This is a genomic window from Stackebrandtia nassauensis DSM 44728 (assembly GCF_000024545.1).
In the GTDB taxonomy this organism is placed as follows: Bacteria; Actinomycetota; Actinomycetes; order Mycobacteriales; family Micromonosporaceae; genus Stackebrandtia; species Stackebrandtia nassauensis.
The window spans coordinates 2,601,768-2,621,536 of record NC_013947.1 but is presented as its reverse complement, the minus strand read 5'-3'; the positions used below and the strand labels follow the sequence as shown (position 1 = coordinate 2,621,536).

20 protein-coding genes are annotated in these 19,769 nt (G+C 69.7%); 8 read left to right on the top strand and 12 right to left on the bottom strand.

Going from position 1 to position 19,769, the window contains the following annotated elements; translation table 11 throughout:
• The first annotated feature begins 21 nt into the window (after positions 1-21).
• Positions 22-582: a VanZ family protein gene (locus tag SNAS_RS12195; RefSeq protein WP_013017729.1), complete on the top strand. Its 561-nt coding sequence runs from the start codon at positions 22-24 to the stop codon at positions 580-582.
• A gap of 178 nt (positions 583-760) precedes the next feature.
• Here the strand turns inward: SNAS_RS12195 and SNAS_RS12190 are convergent, their stop codons facing one another.
• The 3 genes from SNAS_RS12190 to SNAS_RS12180 form a co-directional block, all read right to left on the bottom strand.
• Entirely contained in the window at positions 761-2,395 is a 1,635-nt protein-coding gene (locus SNAS_RS12190; RefSeq protein ID WP_013017728.1) for a DEAD/DEAH box helicase, read from the bottom strand.
• 207 nt (positions 2,396-2,602) lie between these two features.
• On the bottom strand, positions 2,603-3,175 hold the full coding sequence (locus tag SNAS_RS12185) for a hypothetical protein (RefSeq protein ID WP_013017727.1): 573 nt from the start codon (positions 3,173-3,175) through the stop codon (positions 2,603-2,605).
• A gap of 59 nt (positions 3,176-3,234) precedes the next feature.
• Positions 3,235-4,179 (bottom strand): NADP-dependent oxidoreductase, encoded by a 945-nt coding sequence (locus SNAS_RS12180; RefSeq protein ID WP_013017726.1) that lies wholly within the window; start codon positions 4,177-4,179, stop codon positions 3,235-3,237.
• A 116-nt stretch (positions 4,180-4,295) separates the two neighbouring features.
• Here SNAS_RS12180 and SNAS_RS12175 point away from each other — a divergent pair, with 116 nt between their 5' ends.
• Positions 4,296-5,279, top strand: a complete 984-nt coding sequence (locus tag SNAS_RS12175; RefSeq protein WP_013017725.1) for a GlxA family transcriptional regulator — start codon at positions 4,296-4,298, stop codon at positions 5,277-5,279.
• Positions 5,280-5,349: 70 nt separating this feature from the next.
• Here SNAS_RS12175 and SNAS_RS12170 read toward each other — a convergent pair whose 3' ends face one another.
• Positions 5,350-5,928 (bottom strand): hypothetical protein, encoded by a 579-nt coding sequence (locus tag SNAS_RS12170; protein WP_013017724.1) that lies wholly within the window; start codon positions 5,926-5,928, stop codon positions 5,350-5,352.
• A 184-nt stretch (positions 5,929-6,112) separates the two neighbouring features.
• Complete coding sequence (locus SNAS_RS12165; protein WP_013017723.1) at positions 6,113-6,757, bottom strand: response regulator; 645 nt, start codon at positions 6,755-6,757, stop codon at positions 6,113-6,115.
• 138 nt (positions 6,758-6,895) lie between these two features.
• On the opposite strand from SNAS_RS12165, the gene SNAS_RS12160 reads away from it, so the two are divergent.
• Positions 6,896-7,429 (top strand): hypothetical protein, encoded by a 534-nt coding sequence (locus SNAS_RS12160; protein WP_144300468.1) that lies wholly within the window; start codon positions 6,896-6,898, stop codon positions 7,427-7,429.
• Here SNAS_RS12160 and SNAS_RS12155 read toward each other — a convergent pair.
• From SNAS_RS12155 to SNAS_RS12145, 3 genes are all read right to left on the bottom strand, one after another.
• Positions 7,398-8,627 carry a sensor histidine kinase gene (locus SNAS_RS12155; RefSeq protein WP_013017721.1) on the bottom strand — a complete coding sequence of 410 codons (1,230 nt, stop codon included), beginning with the start codon at positions 8,625-8,627 and terminating at the stop codon, positions 7,398-7,400. The genes SNAS_RS12160 and SNAS_RS12155 overlap by 32 nt on opposite strands.
• Positions 8,628-8,648: 21 nt before the next feature.
• Positions 8,649-9,422: a hypothetical protein gene (locus SNAS_RS12150; RefSeq protein ID WP_013017720.1), complete on the bottom strand. Its 774-nt coding sequence runs from the start codon at positions 9,420-9,422 to the stop codon at positions 8,649-8,651.
• A gap of 86 nt (positions 9,423-9,508) precedes the next feature.
• Complete coding sequence (locus SNAS_RS12145; protein ID WP_013017719.1) at positions 9,509-11,134, bottom strand: ABC-F family ATP-binding cassette domain-containing protein; 1,626 nt, start codon at positions 11,132-11,134, stop codon at positions 9,509-9,511.
• 355 nt (positions 11,135-11,489) lie between these two features.
• On the opposite strand from SNAS_RS12145, the gene SNAS_RS12140 reads away from it, so the two are divergent.
• The 3 genes from SNAS_RS12140 to SNAS_RS12130 all read left to right on the top strand — a co-directional run bounded on the left by SNAS_RS12140 (position 11,490) and on the right by SNAS_RS12130 (position 13,910).
• A complete protein-coding gene (locus tag SNAS_RS12140; protein WP_013017718.1) occupies positions 11,490-12,185 on the top strand; it encodes a M23 family metallopeptidase in 696 nt (231 codons plus the stop codon).
• 116 nt (positions 12,186-12,301) lie between these two features.
• Positions 12,302-13,117 (top strand): CPBP family intramembrane glutamic endopeptidase, encoded by an 816-nt coding sequence (locus SNAS_RS12135; protein WP_211207379.1) that lies wholly within the window; start codon positions 12,302-12,304, stop codon positions 13,115-13,117.
• A gap of 79 nt (positions 13,118-13,196) precedes the next feature.
• Complete coding sequence (locus SNAS_RS12130; RefSeq protein WP_144300467.1) at positions 13,197-13,910, top strand: hypothetical protein; 714 nt, start codon at positions 13,197-13,199, stop codon at positions 13,908-13,910.
• Between the two features lie 8 nt (positions 13,911-13,918).
• Here SNAS_RS12130 and SNAS_RS12125 read toward each other — a convergent pair whose 3' ends face one another.
• The 4 genes from SNAS_RS12125 to SNAS_RS12110 all read right to left on the bottom strand — a co-directional run bounded on the left by SNAS_RS12125 (position 13,919) and on the right by SNAS_RS12110 (position 16,366).
• A complete protein-coding gene (locus tag SNAS_RS12125) occupies positions 13,919-14,380 on the bottom strand; it encodes a flavodoxin family protein (protein WP_041624803.1) in 462 nt (153 codons plus the stop codon).
• A gap of 93 nt (positions 14,381-14,473) precedes the next feature.
• Entirely contained in the window at positions 14,474-14,971 is a 498-nt protein-coding gene (locus SNAS_RS12120; RefSeq protein WP_013017714.1) for an NUDIX hydrolase, read from the bottom strand.
• Between the two features lie 39 nt (positions 14,972-15,010).
• Positions 15,011-15,694 carry an acVLRF1 family peptidyl-tRNA hydrolase gene (locus SNAS_RS12115; RefSeq protein ID WP_013017713.1) on the bottom strand — a complete coding sequence of 228 codons (684 nt, stop codon included), beginning with the start codon at positions 15,692-15,694 and terminating at the stop codon, positions 15,011-15,013.
• Positions 15,695-15,802: 108 nt separating this feature from the next.
• Positions 15,803-16,366, bottom strand: coding sequence for a YceI family protein (locus SNAS_RS12110; RefSeq protein WP_013017712.1), 564 nt, complete (start codon positions 16,364-16,366; stop codon positions 15,803-15,805).
• A gap of 95 nt (positions 16,367-16,461) precedes the next feature.
• Between SNAS_RS12110 and SNAS_RS12105 the strand changes: the two genes are divergently transcribed.
• Positions 16,462-16,929, top strand: a complete 468-nt coding sequence (locus SNAS_RS12105) for a MarR family winged helix-turn-helix transcriptional regulator (protein WP_041625979.1) — start codon at positions 16,462-16,464, stop codon at positions 16,927-16,929.
• Between the two features lie 525 nt (positions 16,930-17,454).
• Positions 17,455-19,758 carry a DUF6624 domain-containing protein gene (locus tag SNAS_RS12100; protein WP_013017708.1) on the top strand — a complete coding sequence of 768 codons (2,304 nt, stop codon included), beginning with the start codon at positions 17,455-17,457 and terminating at the stop codon, positions 19,756-19,758.
• The last annotated feature ends 11 nt before the right edge of the window (positions 19,759-19,769 follow it).

The window sequence follows — 19,769 nt, the reverse complement described above, 5'->3', positions numbered from 1 at the left end:
CGTCGCGTACCTTTGCCGCTCGTGACCGAAGTCTGGGACAGGTGGGGCACGGTACTGACGGCGACGGCCGTCGCCGTGCCCGTGGTGGTGGCGCTGGTGTGGGCGTTGGCCCGACGGCGAATCCGCGACGGCGCCGACGCCCGCACGGCTTGGCGCCGTTCGGCCGCCGAGGTGTGCGCCGTCGCGGGCACGCTGCCGTGGCTGTGGATGGTGCTGACCCCGCGCCCGGCCGCCTCGACGGTGAACCTGGTGCCACTGTCCGATCTGGCCGCGTTGTTCACCGCCGCGCCGACGACGATCGTCGTGCAGCTGGGCGGCAACCTGCTGGTGTTCGCGGCGCTGGGGTTCTGCCTGCCGATCCGGTTCGCGATCCCGGTCGCGGCGGTCGCGCTCGTCGGCGCGGCCGGTGCGACCGCAATCGAGGTGCTTCAGTACCTGTTCGACATCGGAAGGGTCTCGTCGGTCGACGACGTCCTGGTGAACACGCTCGGCGCCGTCCTCGCGGCGCTGCTGTCCCGCCCATGGTGGGTGGCCCGCACGTGGGCAGCTCGCACACAGCCTCGACGCATCCCCGTCGGCTGACGCCCTCGCCGCGGCCCTGCCGTCGCGCCCGTAGCAAGCGGCCCGCACCCGAACCTGGCAACCTGCCGTCGCCTGACGCCCGCGTCGTCCGTCCCCGCCCGCCAGCCCCCGGCCGGATAGCGCGACGACGCCCGCCGCCCCGCGTGGTCGCGGGACGACGGGCGTCGTCGTCGGATCGTTAGGCGTTGCGGTCGCGCCAGCGCGGCTTGTTCTTGCCGCCGAACCCGGCCTGGCCGCCACGGCGTTCGCCGCCGCGCTCTTCCCGGCGGGCGTGGCCCCGGTCGTCGCGGCGGGAGCCGTTGCGGGGCTTGCCGCCCCACTTGTCGCCGTCGCGGCGTTCGAAGCGTCGGCCGCCGCCTCCGCCCTGGCCCCGGTAGGGCTTGCGGCTGTGCTTGGCCGGACGGTCGGCGAAGTCGTCGTGGCTGGAGGCCATCGGGATCTCGCCCGAACGCTCCTTGGCGGCGCGGTCGCGCAGCCGGGCGGCCTCGGCGTGCAGCTTGGCGGCCCGCTGGGCCTGCCGCTCGGCGCGGGCGATCATGTCGTCCGCGTCGCGCTGGGCCGAACGGGCCTCGCGCTCGACGGTGTCGGCCTCCATGTCGGTCAGCGAGCCGGAGCCGATGACCTTGGCCAGCGAGTCGGTGAAGACGCCGTCCACGATGTGGCGGGCCGCGTTGACGTCGACGCGCTCCAGCATGCCGAAGACGGTCTTGCGCTGGTGCGGCAGCGCCAGGGTGACGACGGTGCCGCTGCGACCGGCACGGGCGGTGCGGCCCGCGCGGTGCAGGTAGTCCTTGCCGTCCCGGGCCGGGTCGACGTGCAGGACCACGTCGACGCCGTCGACGTGGATGCCGCGCGCGGCGACGTCGGTGGCGACCAGGCAGTCCAGGCCGCCGCCCTTGAAGCGCTCCAGGACCGCGTTGCGGGCCTGCTGGGTCATGCCGCCGTGCAGCGGCTCGGCGCGGACACCGGCCTCACGCAACTGGTCGGCGACCCGGTCGGCGCCCAGCTGGGTGCGGACGAACGCGATCGAGCGGCCGTCCTGACCGGCGATGGCGGCGGTGACCGGGGCCTTGGCCTTGGGTTTGACGACGAGCACGTGGTGGCTCATCGTGGTGACCGCTCCCGCGGAGGGGTCGACCTCGTGGGTGACCGGTTCGCTGAGGTAGCGGCGGACCAGGGTGTCGATCTCCTTCTCCAGGGTCGCCGAGAACAGCATCCGCTGTCCGCCGGGCGGCACCTGGTCCAGGATCTCGGTGACCTCGGGCAGGAAGCCCATGTCGGCCATCTGGTCGGCCTCGTCCAGGACGGCGATCTTCACCGAGTCCAGGATGCAGACCTTGCGGTCGATGAGGTCGCGCAGTCGTCCGGGGGTCGCGACCAGGACGTCGACGCCGTTGCGCAGCGCCTCGATCTGGCGGGGCATCGAGGTGCCTCCACACACGACCTTCATGTCGAGTCGCAGGATCCGCGCGTACGGGTCCAGGGCGTCGGCGACCTGCATCGCCAGCTCGCGGGTCGGGGTGAGTATCAGGCCGCGCGGGCGTTTGGCCTGGGTGCGGCCGCCGTCGGTGGCCAGGGTGACCAAAAGCGGCAGGCCGAAGCTGAGGGTCTTTCCGGAGCCGGTGCGGCCCCGACCGAGAACGTCCTTACCGGACAGTGCATCGGGGATGGTGGCGGCCTGGATCGGGAACGGACTGGTGACGCCGCGCTCGGCGAGCGCCGACACGATCGCGGGCGGCAGCCCTAGATCGGCGAAGCTCGGGGCGGATGTTTCGGCGGGCAGGGCGGTTTGCTCGGTATCAACCGACGGCATTAAGGAACCTTCCACGGTAGTTGAGAAGAAAAGCACGCACCGCTCGTCGGCTCTCGCCTGCATCGCCTGTTGCGATTATCGCGAGTGGTCGTCGGGACGCGCCCGGGCGCCGCTCGGAAAAATCGGCACCAGAATCTACGGGTCAAACGCGGTCAACTGTAGTCGACGCCGATACCCCGCGACCACGCGGTGGCCTGGCGTCCTTGATCACATCGGTCGGTAGGCGTCGGCGGCGGTCTTGAGGGCGTCCAGGTGTCGCTTCCAGTAGGCCTTGCGTTCGACCATCGTGTCGGCGTCGGCGAGTTTCTCGTTGGCGACCTGGACGGCGGTCTTGTGCTCGGTCTTGGCGACGAGTTCGACGATGATCCGGGAGGTGTCGGCGCCGAAGTCGAACCGCAGTCGCTTGGGCCGGTTGGCCGACCGCAGGCTCAGCACGTCGTCGGCGAGCCAGCCGCCGCGCCTCTCGTCGTCGGCCCACATGTCGAAGATGATGTCGCGCGCGACGTCGATGGTCTTGGAGGCGTTGGCGGTGAAGCTGCCGTCGGCCATCTGGCCGGGCTGGCGCATGCCGCGTTCCTGCTCGTAGCCGACGGTGATGCCCTGCGCCCACCAGCCCTCGACGCCATGCGCCTCGACGAGGTGGCGGGCGATCTCGGTGTGGCTGCGGCCGGTGCCGTCCCAGGCGTCCAGGATGGCGAACCACTCGTCCCAGCCCTTGCCGGTCTTGTCGGCCAGCGCCTCGGAGGCGATGCGTTGCTGTGGTGCCGGTGTGGTGCCCATGGAAATCGACGGTACCGGGCCGGACGCCGTGACGGGTCCGGCCCGGTGAAAACCGGAGGTCAGGCGACGGTGAGCACGACTTTTCCGGTGACGTGCCCCGATTCCAGTAGTTCGTGGGCGGCCACCACGTCGTCGAGGTCGAAGGCGCGGTCGACGTGGATGCGCAGCTTTCCGGCTTCGATGAGGTCGACGAGTCCCAGCAGACCGATCTGGTCGGGTTCGACCATCACGAATCCGGCGTTGACGCCGTACTCGGCGGCGGGCTCGATGAGCGCGTTCTCCTCCGGGGACAGGATCGACACCAGGATGCCGCCCTTGCGCAGCACCGTCAGCGATCGGGGGCCGTAGTCGCCGCCGATCGCGTCCAGCACGACATCCACATCAGACAGGACGGTGGTGAAGTCGGTGGTCCGGTAGTCGATGACCTCGGCGGCTCCCAGTTCGCGCAGCAGCGGGTGCTTGGCGGCGCTGGCGGTGCCGATGACGTGCGCTCCCTTGGCGGCGGCGATCTGGACGGCGAGATGGCCCACTCCCCCGGCGGCGGCGTGCACGAGCACCCGCTGACCGGGCTGGACGTCGGCGACGTCGACCAGTGCCTGCCAGGCGGTCAGTCCGGCCAGCGGCAGTCCGGCGGCCTCGGCGTGGCTGAGGGCCGCGGGTTTGCGGACGAAGTGCCGCGACGGCCCGGTCACGTAGTCGGCGTAGGCACCCACCGGAGCCGGGAACCGGGGCATGCCGAGCACCTCGTCGCCGGGTGCCAGGGTCCGCACCCCGGCGCCCACGGCCTCGACGACGCCGGACACGTCCCAACCGACCCGAAACGGCGGCTCGCCCAGGAAGGTCCCGGTGCGGCGGACCTTCCAGTCCACCGGGTTGAGGCCCGCGGCCTTGACTCGGACCAGGATCTCGGTCAGTTCCGGCTGCGGCCGCTCCGCCCGGTCCAGGCGCAGCACGTCCGCGTCGCCCAGCGCGTCCTGTGTGACCACCCGCATGGTGTCGTTCATCGGTTTTTCCTGTCTCTCAACGGTTGTGGGTTCGCGGCGCGTCGCTTCGTCAACGATTCCCGGTCCGGGGTCCGACGCCAAGTGGCCCGTGGGCCATAGTGTGTAAAGATTGGGCCATGATCGAGCGGCACAAGGTGGCGGTTCTGGCCCTGGACGACGTGTACCCCTTCGACCTGGGCATCCCGGCCCGGGTCTTCCGGGCGATGACCCCCGACGATGAGCCCTCGCCGTACGAGGTGGTGACCTGCTCGGTCGACGGCGCCCCGGTGCGCACCAACGCCGACTACAGCCTCACCGTCGACCATGACGCGTCCATACTGGCCGAAGCCGACACCGTGATCGTGCCTCCGCACGGTGACCCGTACCCGTTCGGCATCGACGGGACGCTGCCCGAACCGGTGGCCGCGGCGCTGGCGCGTATCCGGCCGGGGACCCGGATCGTCTCGTTGTGCACGGCCGCTTATGTTCTGGCCGCCGCCGGACTGCTGGACCACCGTCCGGCCACCACGCACTGGGTCGCCGCCGAGCACTTCCAGGGGCTCTACCCCGACGTCGACCTCGACCCCGGCGTCCTGTTCGTCGACGACGGCGACGTCCTCACCTCGGCGGGGGCGGGCGCGGCGATCGACCTGTGCCTGCACATCGTGCGTCGCGACCACGGCAGCGCCGCCGCCAGCAACGCCGCCCGGCGCTGTGTCGTCCCGCCGTGGCGCGACGGCGGTCAGGCGCAGTTCATCGAGCGGCCGGTGCCGGTCGCGACGGACTCGTCCACGACGGCGACCCGGGCCTGGGCACTGGAGCGACTGGGCCAGCCACTGACCCTGGACGACCTGGCGGGGCACGCGCGGATGAGCCGCCGCACCTTCACCCGGCGGTTCCGGGCCGAGGTCGGCGCCAGCCCCTCGCAGTGGCTGATCCAGCAACGCGTCGACGCCGCCCGGGAACTGCTGGAGACCAGCGACCTGACCACCGACCGCGTCGCCCGTGACTGCGGCTTCGGCACCGCCACCTCGCTGCGGCTGCACTTCCACGCCGAGCTCGGGGTGTCCCCCGCCGCGTACCGCAGCACCTTCCGGGCGCGTTCGGCCGCCGTGGCCTGATGACCCGGGCGGCGCACGAGTTCGCGGCGCCGTCATCGCTGACGGCGCCGCGGTTCCCTTCGAGAAACGGCTAGCTGTTCGTGTAAGCCTCCGGCGGCAGCACGGCCTCGGGCTGCGCCTTGCGGAAGAACGGGTGGGCGGCGGGCAGCGCCAGCAGGATGATCACAGCGAGTCCACCCAGGACACTGAGGACCAGGTAAGCGGTCTGCCAGGGCCCGTACCAGGAGCCCGCGGCCTCCATACCGGCCTCGGTGGCCTTGGCGAGCTTGTCGTCGGCGCTGAGCGCGAGCGTGCCCAGCAGACCCAGCAGCGAGAACACCAGCCCCAGGCCCGACAGTACCCAGGTGGTGACCCGGGCCCACTGCTTGCCCTTGGCGACCATGATCGTCAGCAGCAGGAACACCACGGTGGACACGGCGGCGATCACCAGGCCGAGGGCGCCGCTGCCGCCGATGTTGGCCATGGCGTCGATCTGGAGCTTCGACGCGTCGAGTCGCTCCAGTTCGGCCTTGGCCGCGGCGTTGATCTTGTCGCCGTTGACGGCGGCGAAGATCGCCGACAGCACGCCCAACGCGATCAGGAAGTACTGGATGTTGACGGCGGCGCTGACGGGGCCGGGCCGTTTGGTCGTCGTTTCGAGAGAAGTCATTGTCGCCCTCCGGGTATGGCATTCATCGGGTACGCCATGAACGTTATGGCCACTGGGGACCCGTTCCGTCCGGCCAGCGGACGAAATCCCGGCTCCGCCCCCGGGTGGGGACGGTCTCGCCGTGACGGGCGCGGGGATCATCCGCGGGGATGAGACGGTCTCGTCCCCGGGTGGGAAGGGCGTCTCAGCCCGACGCCGACACGAACCCGGCCTCGTAGGCCTTGATGACGGCCTGGGTGCGGTCGCGGACCCGCAGCTTGGCCAGGATCTTGGCGACGTGGGTCTTGACGGTCTCGGCGCTGAGGAACAGCCGCGCGGCGATCTCGGCGTTGGACAGGCCGCGCGCCATCAGCCGCAGCACCTCGGCCTCCCGCTCGGTCAGACCGGCGGCATCGAGTGTGGACCGTCCGGTGTGCCCGGCGGCCAGCCGCCGCACCGCGGCGGGGAACAACAGCGCGTCGCCGCGCGCCACCACCCGGATCCCGGCCAGCAGGTCGTCGGGTGGCGTGCGTTTGAGCAGGAAACCGTTGGCACCGGCGCGCAAGGCCTCGTAGACGTAGTCGTCGTTGTCGAAGGTGGTCACGACGATGATCTTGGGCGACAGTTCCGGGATCCGCAGGATCTGCCGGGTGGCCTCGATACCGTCCACGTTGGGCATGCGAACGTCCATGAGGACGACGTCGGGCCGGTGGCGTTTGGTCAGCGCGACCGCGTCCACACCGTCGGCGGCCTCGGCGACGACCTCCAGGTCCGCCTCGGCGTCGATGATGGCGGCCAGGCCCGCCCGGATCAGCGCCTCGTCGTCGGCCAGCAGTACGCGAAGGTTCACGTTCGAGACTCTAGGGCCTGTCGTGCGCGGGTCCGGGCCGACCGGCACGTCCGGCCGCCGCTCGATGGCAGCAAGCGGCCTGCCGAACGGGACTTTCGTACGGCCGTGCGGACCCGAATCCGCTGCCAGACTGGCGTTGTGCCCCAACGAAAGCCCCTCAGCGAACGCACCACCGACTCCGGTCGGCCAGCTCGGCCCCGGGCCATCACCGGAGCGGTCCTGATGCTGGTGGCCATGAGCATTCTGATCACGTTCCCCGTCCACCTCATCTGGTCGGAGGCGGGCGTGGCCGCCGCCGAGGACGGGCTGCGCCGTGACGGTGTGAAACTGACCGCGGAACTGGAGTATGTCGGTGAAGTGAAGGTGGGTCGCCGATATGAAAGCGACATGCTGGCGACCTACGAGTATCGCGGCGAAACGTACGTGCTGAACTTCCGCTGCGAGAACTGCCGCCACGACAAGGAGCTCGCGGTGTGGATCGAGCCGGACGATCCCGACGTCTACGTCACCGCGCACATGTCGACCGCGAGCAAGGGCAACATCCCGGTCAACGCGACCCTGCTCCTGCTCTCCATCCCCGCGTTCTTCACCGCCATCCTCGTCATCGGTCGCTGGCGCTGGTGGCTGTCCATTCCGAAGGTCAGGAAGCGGCGGCGTCGGCCTGCCCGATAGGCAGCTCGGCGGTCACGACCCATCGACCGTCGCGGGGCCCGGCCGACAGCGTTCCGCCCAGCACGGTCACGCGTTCGCGCATGCCGATGATGCCGCGCCCCTCGCGGGGCGGGGCGGCGCTGGGCGCGATCGGGTTGGTGACGCGGACCCGCAGTCCGTTGTGGGTGGTGGTGATCCGCACCGTGGCGGTGCGGTCGGGGCCGTAGCGCAGCGCGTTGGTGAGGCTCTCCTGGACGATGCGGTAGCCCTCGCGGGACACCAGCGGCGGCAGCGCGGCCAGATCGGCGTCGACCTCGACCGACGCGTCGATGCCGGAGGACGCGACGAGCGCGGACAGGGCGTCCAGGCCGCGCGCGGGTTCGGTGTCGGCGGGTCCGTCCTCGCGCAGGATGCCCAGCACCGTGTCCAGTTCCTCCAGAGCGCGGCGGGCGGTCTCCTCGATCGATGACATGGCGCGGCGCGCGAACTCGGGGTTGGAGTCGATGACCCGTCCGGCCGCCGCCGACTGCACCGTCACCACCGACAGGGCGTGCCCGACGGAGTCGTGCAGTTCGCGGGCGATGCGGTTGCGGGCGGCCAGGTTGGCGGCCCGGGCACGGGTCTCGGCGAGCTTCTCGGCGGCGGTGGCGCCCAGCAGCCGGGGCGCGAGCCACCGCACCAGCCAGGTGGTGAACCAGGCCAGGTACACCAGGGCCAGCAGCATCAGCGGGCCGAGCACCAGTCCCCACCAGGCTTCCCAGTGGACGGTGAAGTACTTGCCGATGAGTTCGTTACGGCTGGACACCAGCGGCAGCACCGTGATGAAGCCCGCGAACGGGATCACGGCCAGCGTGATGCCGCTGACCAGTCCGCCGAGTCCGAGGTGGAGGGTGAACCAGGCGGCGTCGCGGGCCCGGCGGTCCCAGTCGCGGATGCTGGCGGCCACCGGGATCGCGACGCCCAGCAGGCTGCGGGCCGGGATCGCCGACAGCAACCGCACCGGCAGCACCAGCGCCGTGACCGCGATGACCGGCAGCATCGCCACGAACGCGGGCAGCTGGGCGGTGATGAGCGTCGAACCGAAGTCGGACTCACCGATGACGAGCATGCGCATGACTTCGGCGGCCATCATGTACGGCATCAGCATGGCGCCGCCCAGGACCAGCCACATCCACCCCCGATAGGTGGACAGGCTGGTCAGCGGGCGGAACACCGTCATCCCGCGATCCTGGCACATTGGTCAGCCGCGTCCGCAGGCACGACAGGTACCGCGGGTGCCGTAGTGGTATTCGAGCGTGACGGCGGTCAGGCACGGTGCCCACACCGCGAAGCAGCCGTAGACGAACCAGGTCACCCACGGCTCCAGTCCGCCCAACGGGCCGAAGTCGTTGGCGCCGGTGAAGTTGCCCGCCATGCCGATGACGGAGACCGGCAGCAGCATGAGGCAGCCGATGATCGCGGGGGTCAGCAGCAGCCAGCGCGGCAGCCGGGGGAGGCGGTAGGCCATGGCCAGCGCGACCCCGACGCCGATCGCGGCCATGACGGCGGTGTCGGCGAAGCCGGGGCTCCACGGTTTGACGTCACCGAACAGGTTCTCATCGGCCAGGCCGCCCATACCGCCGAAACCCCAGTACAGCTTGAGGGCCGCGTAACCGATGGCGGGCAGCACGGTCAACCAGGCCGCCCATTTCGCCAGCGAACGCCAGTCGCGGCCGGGCGTCCCGTCGCGTCCGCACCGTCCACAAGCGCCCTTGGACACGCGCTGATAGCGCACCACCCGCCAGGCCAGCACGGCCATCGCCACCGTGCCCAGCGCCCGCAGCGGGCCGCCGATCCAGTCGAACTCGAACTCCAGGACGTCGTCGCCGCCGAAGAACTCCACCACCGAGAGCGCGGCGATCATCAGGTCCATCGCGATGCCGCGTCCCCAGGAGACGGCCACGGCCAACGCCGCGACGATCCCCCAGCCGAGCGCGAGCTTGCCGGTGCGGTTCGGGTACACATCTGTGGTCATGCCGCAAGACTTCGCCGGATCGGCGCCGGGTGCCTCGCCTGCCGGAGTGGCGCGACTCCCCCGCTCGGGGGAGCCACGCTTTCGGCTCAGGCCAGTTCGACGAGTTCCATCAGGTCGTCGCTCCACAGGTCCTCGTCGCCGTCGGGCAGCAGGATCGCCCGCTCCGGCCGCAGTGCCCGCACCGCGCCCGGGTCGTGGGTGACCAGCACGATGGCGCCGGGGAAGCCGGAGATCGCGTCCAGCACCTGTTCCCGGCTGGCCGGGTCGAGGTTGTTGGTCGGCTCGTCGAGCAGCAGCACGTTGGCGCCCGAGGTGACCAGGGTGGCCAGTGCCAGCCGGGTCTTCTCGCCGCCCGACAGCACACCCGCGGGTTTGTCGACGTCCTCACCGGAGAACAGGAACGCGCCCAGGATCTTGCGCAGTTCGGTGTCGGTCTGGTTGCCACCGGCCTTGGAGGCGGCGGTGCGCATCAGTTCCAGCACCGTGCGCTCGACGTCCAGGGTCTCGTGTTCCTGCGCGTAGTAGCCGATCCGCAGGCCGTGTCCGGCCTCGACCGCGCCGGTGTCGGGTTCCAGCATCCCGGCCATCATCCGCAGCAGCGTGGTCTTGCCGGCGCCGTTGAGTCCCAGGATCACCACTCGCGATCCCTTGTCGACGGCGACGTCCACGTCGACGAAGATCTCCAGTGAACCGTAGGATTTGGACAGTCCGGTCGCGGTCAGCGGCGTCTTGCCGCACGGCGCGGGTTGCGGCAGCCGCACCTTGGCGACCTTGTCCCCCACCCGGACGTCCTCCAGGTCGGCCATCAGCTTGTCGGCGCGGCGCTGCATGTTCTTGGCCGCGACCGCCTTGGTGGCCTTGGCGCCCATCTTGGCGGCCTGCGCCGACAGGGCGTTGGCCTTGCGTTCGGCGTTGGAGCGTTCCCGGCGGCGCCGGTGCTCGTCGTCCTCGCGCTGTTTGAGGTATGCCTTCCAGCCCAGGTTGTACTGGTCGACGGTGGCGCGGTTGGCGTCGAGGTACCAGACCTTGTTGACGACGGCCTCCAGCAGTTCGGCGTCGTGGCTGATCACGATCAGTCCGCCCTTGTGCGCCGACAGGTAGGAGCGCAGCCAGGTGATGGAGTCAGCGTCCAGGTGGTTGGTGGGCTCGTCCAAGAGCAGCGTGCTGTTGCCGTCGGCGGTGTCGGCGAACAGGATCCGCGCCAGCTCCACCCGGCGCCGCTGGCCACCCGACAGGGTGCCCAGCGTCTGGTGCAGGATCCGGTCCTCTAGTCCCAGGTTGGAACAGATCCGGGCGGCCTCGGACTCGGCGGCGTAGCCGCCCATGCTGGAGAACCGGTCCTCCAGGTTGCCGTAGCGGCGCACCAGCTTGTCGCGTTCGGCGTCGTCGGCGGTCTCGGACAGTTTCGCCTGCAGCTTGTTCATCTCGGACAACATCGCGTCCAGGCCCCGCGCGGACAGCACCCGGTCGCGCGCCGAGGTGTCCAGGTCGCCGGTGCGGGGGTCCTGCGGCAGGTACCCGAACGGGCCCTTGCGATCGATCGACCCGGCGTAGGGCTGGTTCTCGCCCGCCATCGACTTCAGGGTGGTGGTCTTTCCGGCCCCGTTGCGGCCCACCAGGCCGATACGGTCGCCGGGCTGCACCCGCAGGTTGATGTCGGACAGCAGGATTCGGGAACCGGCACGAAGTTCGAGTCCGGTAACGGAGATCATCGGGAATGGCTCGCTTTCGCGGAAGAGGGAAGACTGTGCTCGGACGTGCGCGAATCAACCGACCCGGTTTCCGCGGTGATCGTCAGTGACGGTCATCCCGTCTCGGCGGAAAGCTCATGGTCGGCACGGAGCACTCAGTCTTCGCAGCGGTGGAGCATGCGGCAATCATAGACGCCGGGTATCCCTCCGCGCGATCCGATATCAGCGACCTCACACCCCACCCCGGCTCGGCCGATCGGCCCCGGGCGGGTAGGCGGCGCAGTCACAATCCCGTGACTGACGTGAAGCCGTGCCGATAACTGCCCTGTTCATCCTGGTAATGCCCGGTTTACCACCCGGTAGCTTGTCGCGGGCTATGGATACCCCTCATCCCAAGAAACCGTCCCGATACCTCGGCCGCCACCGGCACCCGTTCCTGACGCGTACCGTCTTCGCGGCCCTGGCGACCGCCACTGTGCTGGGCACCGGCCTGACCGCCGCCAGCGCGGCCCCACCGCACGACGACGCCCCGGCCGTGGCCGAGGAGTCGACCGACGCGAAACCGGAATCGGACCCGAGCATCGAACCCGAGCCGACGCCGAGCGAGGAGGACTCCAGCTCGGCCAAGCCGGAGGAGACGAAGGACAAACCCAAGGCCAACGACGCCGAGAAGCAGCAGCCCTCGTGGGTGGTGCCCTCGGCCGACGGCATCAGCGACGTCTTCGGCCCGCGCGGCTGGCGCGGCGGCGAGATGCACAACGGCCTCGACTTCGCCGCCGAGGAGGGTGACGAGAACTTCGCCGCCGCCGACGGCACCGTGGTGCAGGCCGGTTCCAACGGCGGCTACGGCCTGTCGGTGACGATCGACCACGGCAACGGCGTCGAGACGCTGTACGGGCACCACTCGCAGCTGTCGGTGCAGGTCGGCGACAAGGTCTCGGCCGGTGACGTGATCGGCCTGGCCGGTTCCACCGGCGACATCACCGGGCCGCACCTCCACTTCGAAGTGCATGTGGACGGTGAACCCGTCGACCCGGCGGCCTACCTCGAGAAGAAGGGCGTCGAGCTCTAACAAGCCAATCCCCTTCCGCCGTGGGGTACGCACGGCGGAACAGTCCCCACCGGCTTTCCCCCCATGCCGGTGGGGACTTTTCGTGTCAGCGCCGGTGTCAGTGCGGTGTCAGGGCCATGGCCGAGGCCGATGTGATCGTCGTCGACATGGAAACCACCACCAAGCCCAAAGGACTGGCCGCCCGGCTCCTGGCCGACCGCCACTCCCTGCCCCTGTCCATCGCCCTGCACCTCGTCCCCGGCGCCCTGATCGTCGCGGCCTATCTCTACATCACCGAACCGTTCACCAAGGTCATCGACTACCCGCCGTTCCTGGGCTGGTCGCTGGCACTGTGCCTGGTCCTGTTCCCGCTCCAGCTGGGTCTGATGTGGTTGGGCCGCAAGCAGACCGGCCGGTTCTCGACGCGCGGGGTCCTGCAATACACCGACAAACCGCTGTCACGCGGGAAGCTCGCCGCGTTCGCCATTCCGGCCTTCCTGTGGTTCGCGGTGGTGTCGACGGCGCTCATACCGTTCGACAACGTCATCTACGAGAACTTCTTCACCTGGGTGCCGTTCCAGGGCGCCGGTGGCAGCGCCACCGCCTACCTCGACGGGTACTCGCAGTCGGTACTGCTCACCACGATGCTGATCTCGTTCCTGCTGACCGGGGTCTCGCTGCCGCTCATCGAGGAGATCTACTTCCGCGGCTTCCTGATGCCCCGTCTGGCCCACCTGGGCTGGGGAGCGCCGGTGCTCAGCACGGTCCTGTTCTCGATCTACCACCTGTGGTCGCCGTGGGTGGTCATCTCCCGGATCATCTTCTTCTTCCCGGGCCCGTGGCTGGTCTGGAAGACCAAGGACATCCGGGTGTCGATCGGGATGCACGTCGGACTCACCGCGATCTCGACGTTCATCGGCATCATCGCCATCGCGACGGGTGCCATCGGATAACACAACGACAGCGCGGGCGTCGTCCACTACGGACGGCGCCCGCTTCGTGTCTCGGGAGGCACACGTAACCTTGGCGATCGTGAACCGTCAACCGCCTCGCCGTCCCCGGCGCCTGGACGAGCGGGCCGTCGCCGCCCGCATCCACCGGATCCGGCTGCGCCGTGCCTCCCCCGGCACCACCGGATGGTTCGTCCTGCCCCTGATGCTCGTCGTGCTCGCCATCGGCGTGGCCCTGCTGACCCTGCCGATCGCCTACGCATTCTTCGGCACCGACATCCCGTTCGTCGTCAACGACGCGGGCACCAAGGCCCCGCCGTCCTTCGGCGACCGCGCCAAGGCCGGAGCCCTCGGGCTGCTGTGCTGGGTGGTGTTCATCGCCGCACTGTGGCGACCCGTCCGCGACACCATCGCGTTCCGCTGGCCGCACCGCTTCGCCTCCCGCCGCATCGCCCTCACCCCCGACGGCGTGTGGCTGGCACGCGGCAACCGGGTCGTGGAGGGCCTGGAATGGTCCCAGGTCCAGGCGGTGTCGGTGGTCGAGGAATGGCAGTCCACGACGGTGCCCACCGAGCTGGCCCGGCCGCCGTTCGTCGAGGTGTTCCCGGTCAAGGCCGCCAAGGAGTCGGCGAGCCTGCTGGGTTCCCTGATCGTCAACACCACACCGCCCGGACCCGGCATCCGGGGCAAGCGCTACCTGATCCGGCTCGACTGCGAGGCGGACGACATCCGCCGTCTGGCCCACGTCCTCGACGCCTTCGCCCCCGGCAAACGCGTCAGCGGCGGTCCCGCCTGAGTCGAACGTCACCCAGCGGGGCGCAGCCGTTCGGCGAACTGGCGGGCGGCGTCCAGTTCGGCGGCGGTCGGCCGCCCCTTGGCGACACCCCCGACGATCCGGAACGGAAACCAGGTGTCGTAGCCACGGCAGATGAAGGTGTCGACGACGTCATAACCCTTGCGCTCCAACGCCCGCGCGAGGTCGCGGGTGTAGCGCTTGAACGGCGGTTCGGGCAGTCCACTGGTGGCGAACACAAACGCCGCCTGGCCGTCCACTGTCGGCAGCGATTCGATGAAGTCTCGCAGCCGGGGATGGAAGTTCATGTTGAAGATCCCCGACCCGAACCCCACGAGGTCACTGCCGGACAGGTCGGCGGGATCGACCTGTTCCGGGTCGACGACCCGGGCCCGCAGCACCTGGCCCATGGTCTCGGCGATCCTCATGGTGTTGCCGTGTGACACCGAGGTGCACACGATGGTGGCGTTCATGGGCTGCCCCTTTCGCTTCCTCATTGGAGCAAGCTCTCCGTCGCCCACGAGCACGGGGGCCGCAACCCATGAACCCCGTCACCGTGACAACGCCTACAAACCCAGCGACACCGGACGCGCGGGCACCCCGTCGGCGATGAGAGCCGCCAACGGCGTCGCCAGATCCCGGGGCGAGAACAGGTCGGCGCCGTCGTGCTCCACGATGTCGCCCAGCGGCCACCAGCGCCACCCGGCGATGTTCTCGGCGGCGAGCTGCTCGTCGGTGAAGGTGCCGCGCGGATCGAAAGCGCTCGCCCGGACCAGGTAATAGTCGTTGATGGTGCCGTCGTACCCGGGCGTGTACTCCGGCCCGGCGGTCTTCTGGTTCCACACGAGCGGCGGATCGGTCTCCAACGCCAGCCCGACCTCCTCCATCAGTTCCCGTCGCAGCGCCTGCTGCCGGGTCTCACCGGGATCGACACCACCGCCGGGAGCCACCCACACGGTCATCGTCCCCGGCGGATCGGGAACGACGAACCGGCACAACAGGACCCGGTCACGCTCGTCGAGGATGATCGCGCGAACAGCGTGGCGAAAGTTCATTGAGGACATCAGTACACGATAGCCGCGTCCGTCGCGTCTCTACTGTGCTCAGTCTGGCGGTTCGGTGAGGTGGATGCGGACGGTCCAGAACTTCTTGGGCAGTTCCTTCAGGGTCGCCAGTTTGGGTTCGCCGATGTCGCCGATGTGGGGTGGGGCGAGTTTGTCGGTCAGGACCGCCAGGCGTGGGTCGGCGAGGATCGCGTCGACGGCGGCGCGGTCGCCCGCGGTGACCACGGCGGCGAGGTCGTCGATGTTGGTGGCGAGGAGGCGGTGGACGGTGTCGGCGGCTTTTCCGGCGGCGTGGGCGGCCTGGTTGCCCCGGCGGCGGGCGTAGCGCTGTTGGGACCAGCCTCCGGCTGCCGTGCGGCTTTGGACGTAGCTTGAGTCGACTTTGGATTCGGTGAGTCGGTCGCCGGTGAACACGCCGACGGCGAAGCCGCGGCGGCGGGCCAACAGGACGCCGACCCGGTAGGGCTTGAGTGCCTGTTCGGCGAAGGCGTCGATGAGGTCGCGGGTGTCGCCTTCGGGTGGGGTGGAGGGTCCGCCGCCCCACAGCGGGAGCTCGCACACGGCGAGGCTCCCGTCCTCGGCGGTGACGCGCAGGCCCGACAGGCCGAGGGTGGCGCCGGTGACGGTGTGGCGGGTGTCGAAACCGTCGATCCACTTGCCGAACCGCTGCACGGTGACGATGATCTCGCGGCCGCCGCCTGCGGCCGGACGGTTGGTGGACAACGTTCAGCCTTTCGCCACGGACGGTCGGTTGACGATATCCGTTGGGTGGTGGTGTGCGCGGACTCCCCTCCCGGTGCCCGCGCACCACCACGCCCGTGCGATGGGGGCCTACTCGGGCTTCTGCTGGATGGCGGAGATGTCGAACTCGAGGTTGATCTTGTCCGACACCAGGACGCCGCCGGTCTCGAGCGCGGCCTGGAAGTTGACACCGAAGTCGCGGCGGTTGAGGGTGGCGGTTCCCTCAAGGCCGATGCGGCGGTTGCCGTAGGGGTCGAGGGCGGTGCCTGTGTACTCCAGGTCGACCGAGATGGGCTTGGTGACGCCCTTGATGGTCAGGTCGCCGTTGAGGCGGTACTCGTTGTCGCCCCTGTCCTCCACGCTGGTGCTGCGGAAGGTGATCTGCGGGTGGTTGGGCGCGTCGAAGAAGTCGTTGGTGCGCAGGTGGCCGTCGCGCTGTTCGTTGCCGGTGTCGACGCTGGCGACCTGGAGGGTCACCTCGGCGGTCGAGCTGGTGGGGTCGTCGGTGTTCAGGAAGCCGGTGGCCTCGAACTCGGGGAAGCTGCCGCGGACCTTGGTGACCATGGCGTGGCGGGCCACGAAGCCGAAGCGGCTGTGGGTCGGGTCGACGACGTAGGTGCCGGACAGCGTCGGGTCGATGGCGGTGGTGTTCATGGGTCCTCCTCGTGAAATCCCAGCATTTTGCTGACGTGTCAGCAATGTTAGCGAAGATTTGCTGATGTGTCAACAAACCGGATATGGTGGTGATCATGACCGACCCCCGCTGGCTGGATGACCGCGAACAGTGCCTGTGGCGCACCTGGCGCCAGATGCACATCGACCTGACCTCCGCACTGGATCGCGAACTCGCCCGGGACTCCGGCCTGTCGGGCGCGGACTACGCGATCCTGGTGCCGCTGTCGGAGTCCCCCGACGGCCGACTGCGAGCCCGGGAACTGCGCACCGAGGCCAAATGGGACCGCAGCCGCCTGGCCCACCAGCTGCGCCGCATGGAACAGCGGGGCCTGATCGTGCGCGAGGACTGCGACGAGGACGCCCGGGGCACCATGGCCCGCCTGACCCCGGCCGGACGCGAGGCCATCGAGATGGCCGCTCCCGGCCACGTCGCGGCGGTGCGGCGATACTTCGTCGACCATCTGTCCGATGAGGAGATCGACACCCTGCGCTCGGTGGCCGACCGGGTGCTGGCGCGGATTCGAGCAGCCGAAACGGCCTGACCCCGACGACGGACCCGCCGCGCGCTGGCGTTGCGCCAACGCCGATCCCAATAAGCCCCTTGTAGACTCGCGCCGATCGCGGCTCCAAAGTGCCACTCCCGAACACCCCCGGTGGAAGTTAGGCTTCGCCGCATCGGTAGCCGTTACCGAACTTCCCGAAACCAACCCCGGAGGTTCCGATGGAGAAGAAGAAGTCCAAGGCGAAGCTGGAGTCGATGCTCGGCGCCGTCGAGCGCAGGGTTCCCGCGACCAAGCCCGCGAAATCGAGCTGCACGCGCATCTACTGCGTCTGATCCCACCCGACTGGAGGACAACGTGAAGCAGTCGAACAAGGCCAAGCTGGAGTCGATGCTGGGCGCCGTCGAACGCAAGCGTCCCGCGACGAAGCCGTCGCGCGCCACCTGCACCGCCGCCGCTTACTGCGCTCCGTAGTGAACCGTCCCTTCCCGGGACGAACAACCTCTCCGCCTCCCGGGAAGGGACCTCTCCCCCGCCGTGACGGATACCGGCGGCCATAGGAGCGATATGGACAATCTCAGCTGGCGGCCCGCGCCGGGTTCGGCGAACCCGTTGGGCGCCACCGCGAACCAGGTCGTCGAGGCGGTGTCACACGGCCGCCGGGGCGGGCTGTTCCCGCCGGTGGCCGCCGAGGTCGGGACCCACGTGTCACAGGTCCGGCGGTTGTCGGGGGAAGCCGACGCGACGGTGTTGGCCGCCGCGTTGTCGGCTCCGGCGTTCGCTCCGCTGGTGGACGCCCTGGATGCCGCGACCCGTTGGTGCGAGCGGGCAGGTGCCCGAAACGCCGATGTCATCGACCCGGAGGTGCTGAGCCTCGACAACGACGGGCTGTTCGGCGCGGTCTTCACCGAGCTGTTCACGGTGTGCGCGGCCGACAGGCTGCCGGACCTGGACGCGTTCTGCCGCCGCCGGATCGCCGACTGGCTGACGCACCTCGATGTGTTCCTGGCCCGGCTGTGCACCGAGTGGCGCGGGGATCTGGATCGGTACTTTGGGGCGTCCGGTCGCATCGTGGAGCTGACCGCGCATGGCGACGAGACGCACAACGCCGGTCGCCGGGTGCTGCGGCTGGTCAGTGCCGACGGGACGGCGGTGGCGTACAAGGCCCGTCCGGCGTGCGGCGAGGCGCTGTTCCTGACCGCCGACACCGGAGGCGAAGTCCCGGACTCGGTGTTCGCGCTGCTCAACCGGTTGACGAACCGCCCCGAGATCGAGTTGCCGACGCTGCGGTGTCAGCGGCGCGGCGAGGGCGTCGACAGTCGGTTGTGGCAGGAATGGATCGAAGCCGCACCCCGGCGGCCGATCCACCGCGAACACGGCCTGACGGTGTCCGGGCCGGTCGTGGCGGAGTCGGACTGTCCCGAGTTGTGGAGTCGCGCCGGGGCCCTTGTCGCTGCGGCCATGGCCTTCGGTATCGCGGACCTGATCGATGGGAACCTGCTGGCCGGACGGCGCGCGGGCGAAACCGGAACGCGCCATTACATTGTGGATGTTGAGGTGTTCGGGCGGCCGGTCGACCATCTGTTCCAGACCGGCCTGACCGCCGAATCCGGTCCGCACCACCATGTCGGCTTCGAGAACCGGCCGCGACTGTGTGGCGTGGACGCCTTGCCGGTCTGTTTCCGGCAGACCGACGAGGGCCTGGAGCTGGTGCGGTCGCGGCGGTCCTGGGCGAGAAGCGTCACCGACACCGTCGTGTCCGATGCCGCCGGTCGGTTCGGTTACGGCCCCTACCTGCCGCACTTCGTACGCGGCGCCTTCGACCTGTGGGCGGTCCTGTGCCGGGACCGGGACGAGATCGGCGCGTTCGCGCGTGAGCACCGCGACGGCGTGTTCGCCCGGGTGCTGCCCCGCGACACCGGTGACTACTACACGACGCTGGCCGATCGGCTGCTGGCGAACGCACCGCTGCCGTCCGATCTCGCCGAGTCCGAGCGCGGCCAGCTCGATGCCGGTGACGTGCCGTACTACTTCGCCGCCATCGGTGACGATCGAATGTCCACCATCGATGGACCGGTCGACGATCCCAAGCTGACCGATGACCAGCTGGCGACCGAGTGGCCGCCGGTCGCCGACTGGGACCTGGGCGGGCTGGGCATGACGCTTCGGGGTGCGCTGGACTACGCCGCGACACCGGCTTTGCCTCGCGCCGCCGGGGTTCGTGTCGGCGCCAGCGAAGTCGCCGTCGACTGGCCGGAATTCGACGCCCGGCTGATCTACTCCTGGGACGCCGAGACCAATCGCGTCAAGGTCGCCGAGCTCACCGAACCCGAACCGCTCGACGAGATCGCCGAACGGCTGTGCCGCATCGACGACGCCGACGCGGTGCTGCGATCGTCCTGGGTGGATGGTGGCCGGTCGGACACCGAGCTGGAGGCGCAACTGTCGGAACTGGGCGCCGAGGCCATCGCGTGGCTGGAGACCGTTGTGGACGAACACGGCTGGCCGACGGCCGAGATGGTCGGCACCGAGGCCGCCGCCGGGGCCGTCCGGCTGTTGCAGCACGTCGACGGGGCGCTTGAGTTCCGGCGTCGCTGCCTGCGAGAACTGGAGGCCGCCGCCCTCGACGGCCGGGCCGAGCTGCCGGATGTGGCCTACGTGACCGATTCGCTGTGCCTGGCCGAGGGAGTCCCGCAGCGTTACGGCACGAAGTTCGAACGCCGCGACGGCGAACTGGTGCCCTGCCCGCTGGCCGATCCGGAGGGCGTCGACGCCGCCCGGGCCGCGATGGGGCTGTCCAGTCTCGACGAATACACGCGACGGATACGCGACCGTTTCGACCCCGCGACGCCGACCCGCCAACCACAGTGATGGAGCCGCCT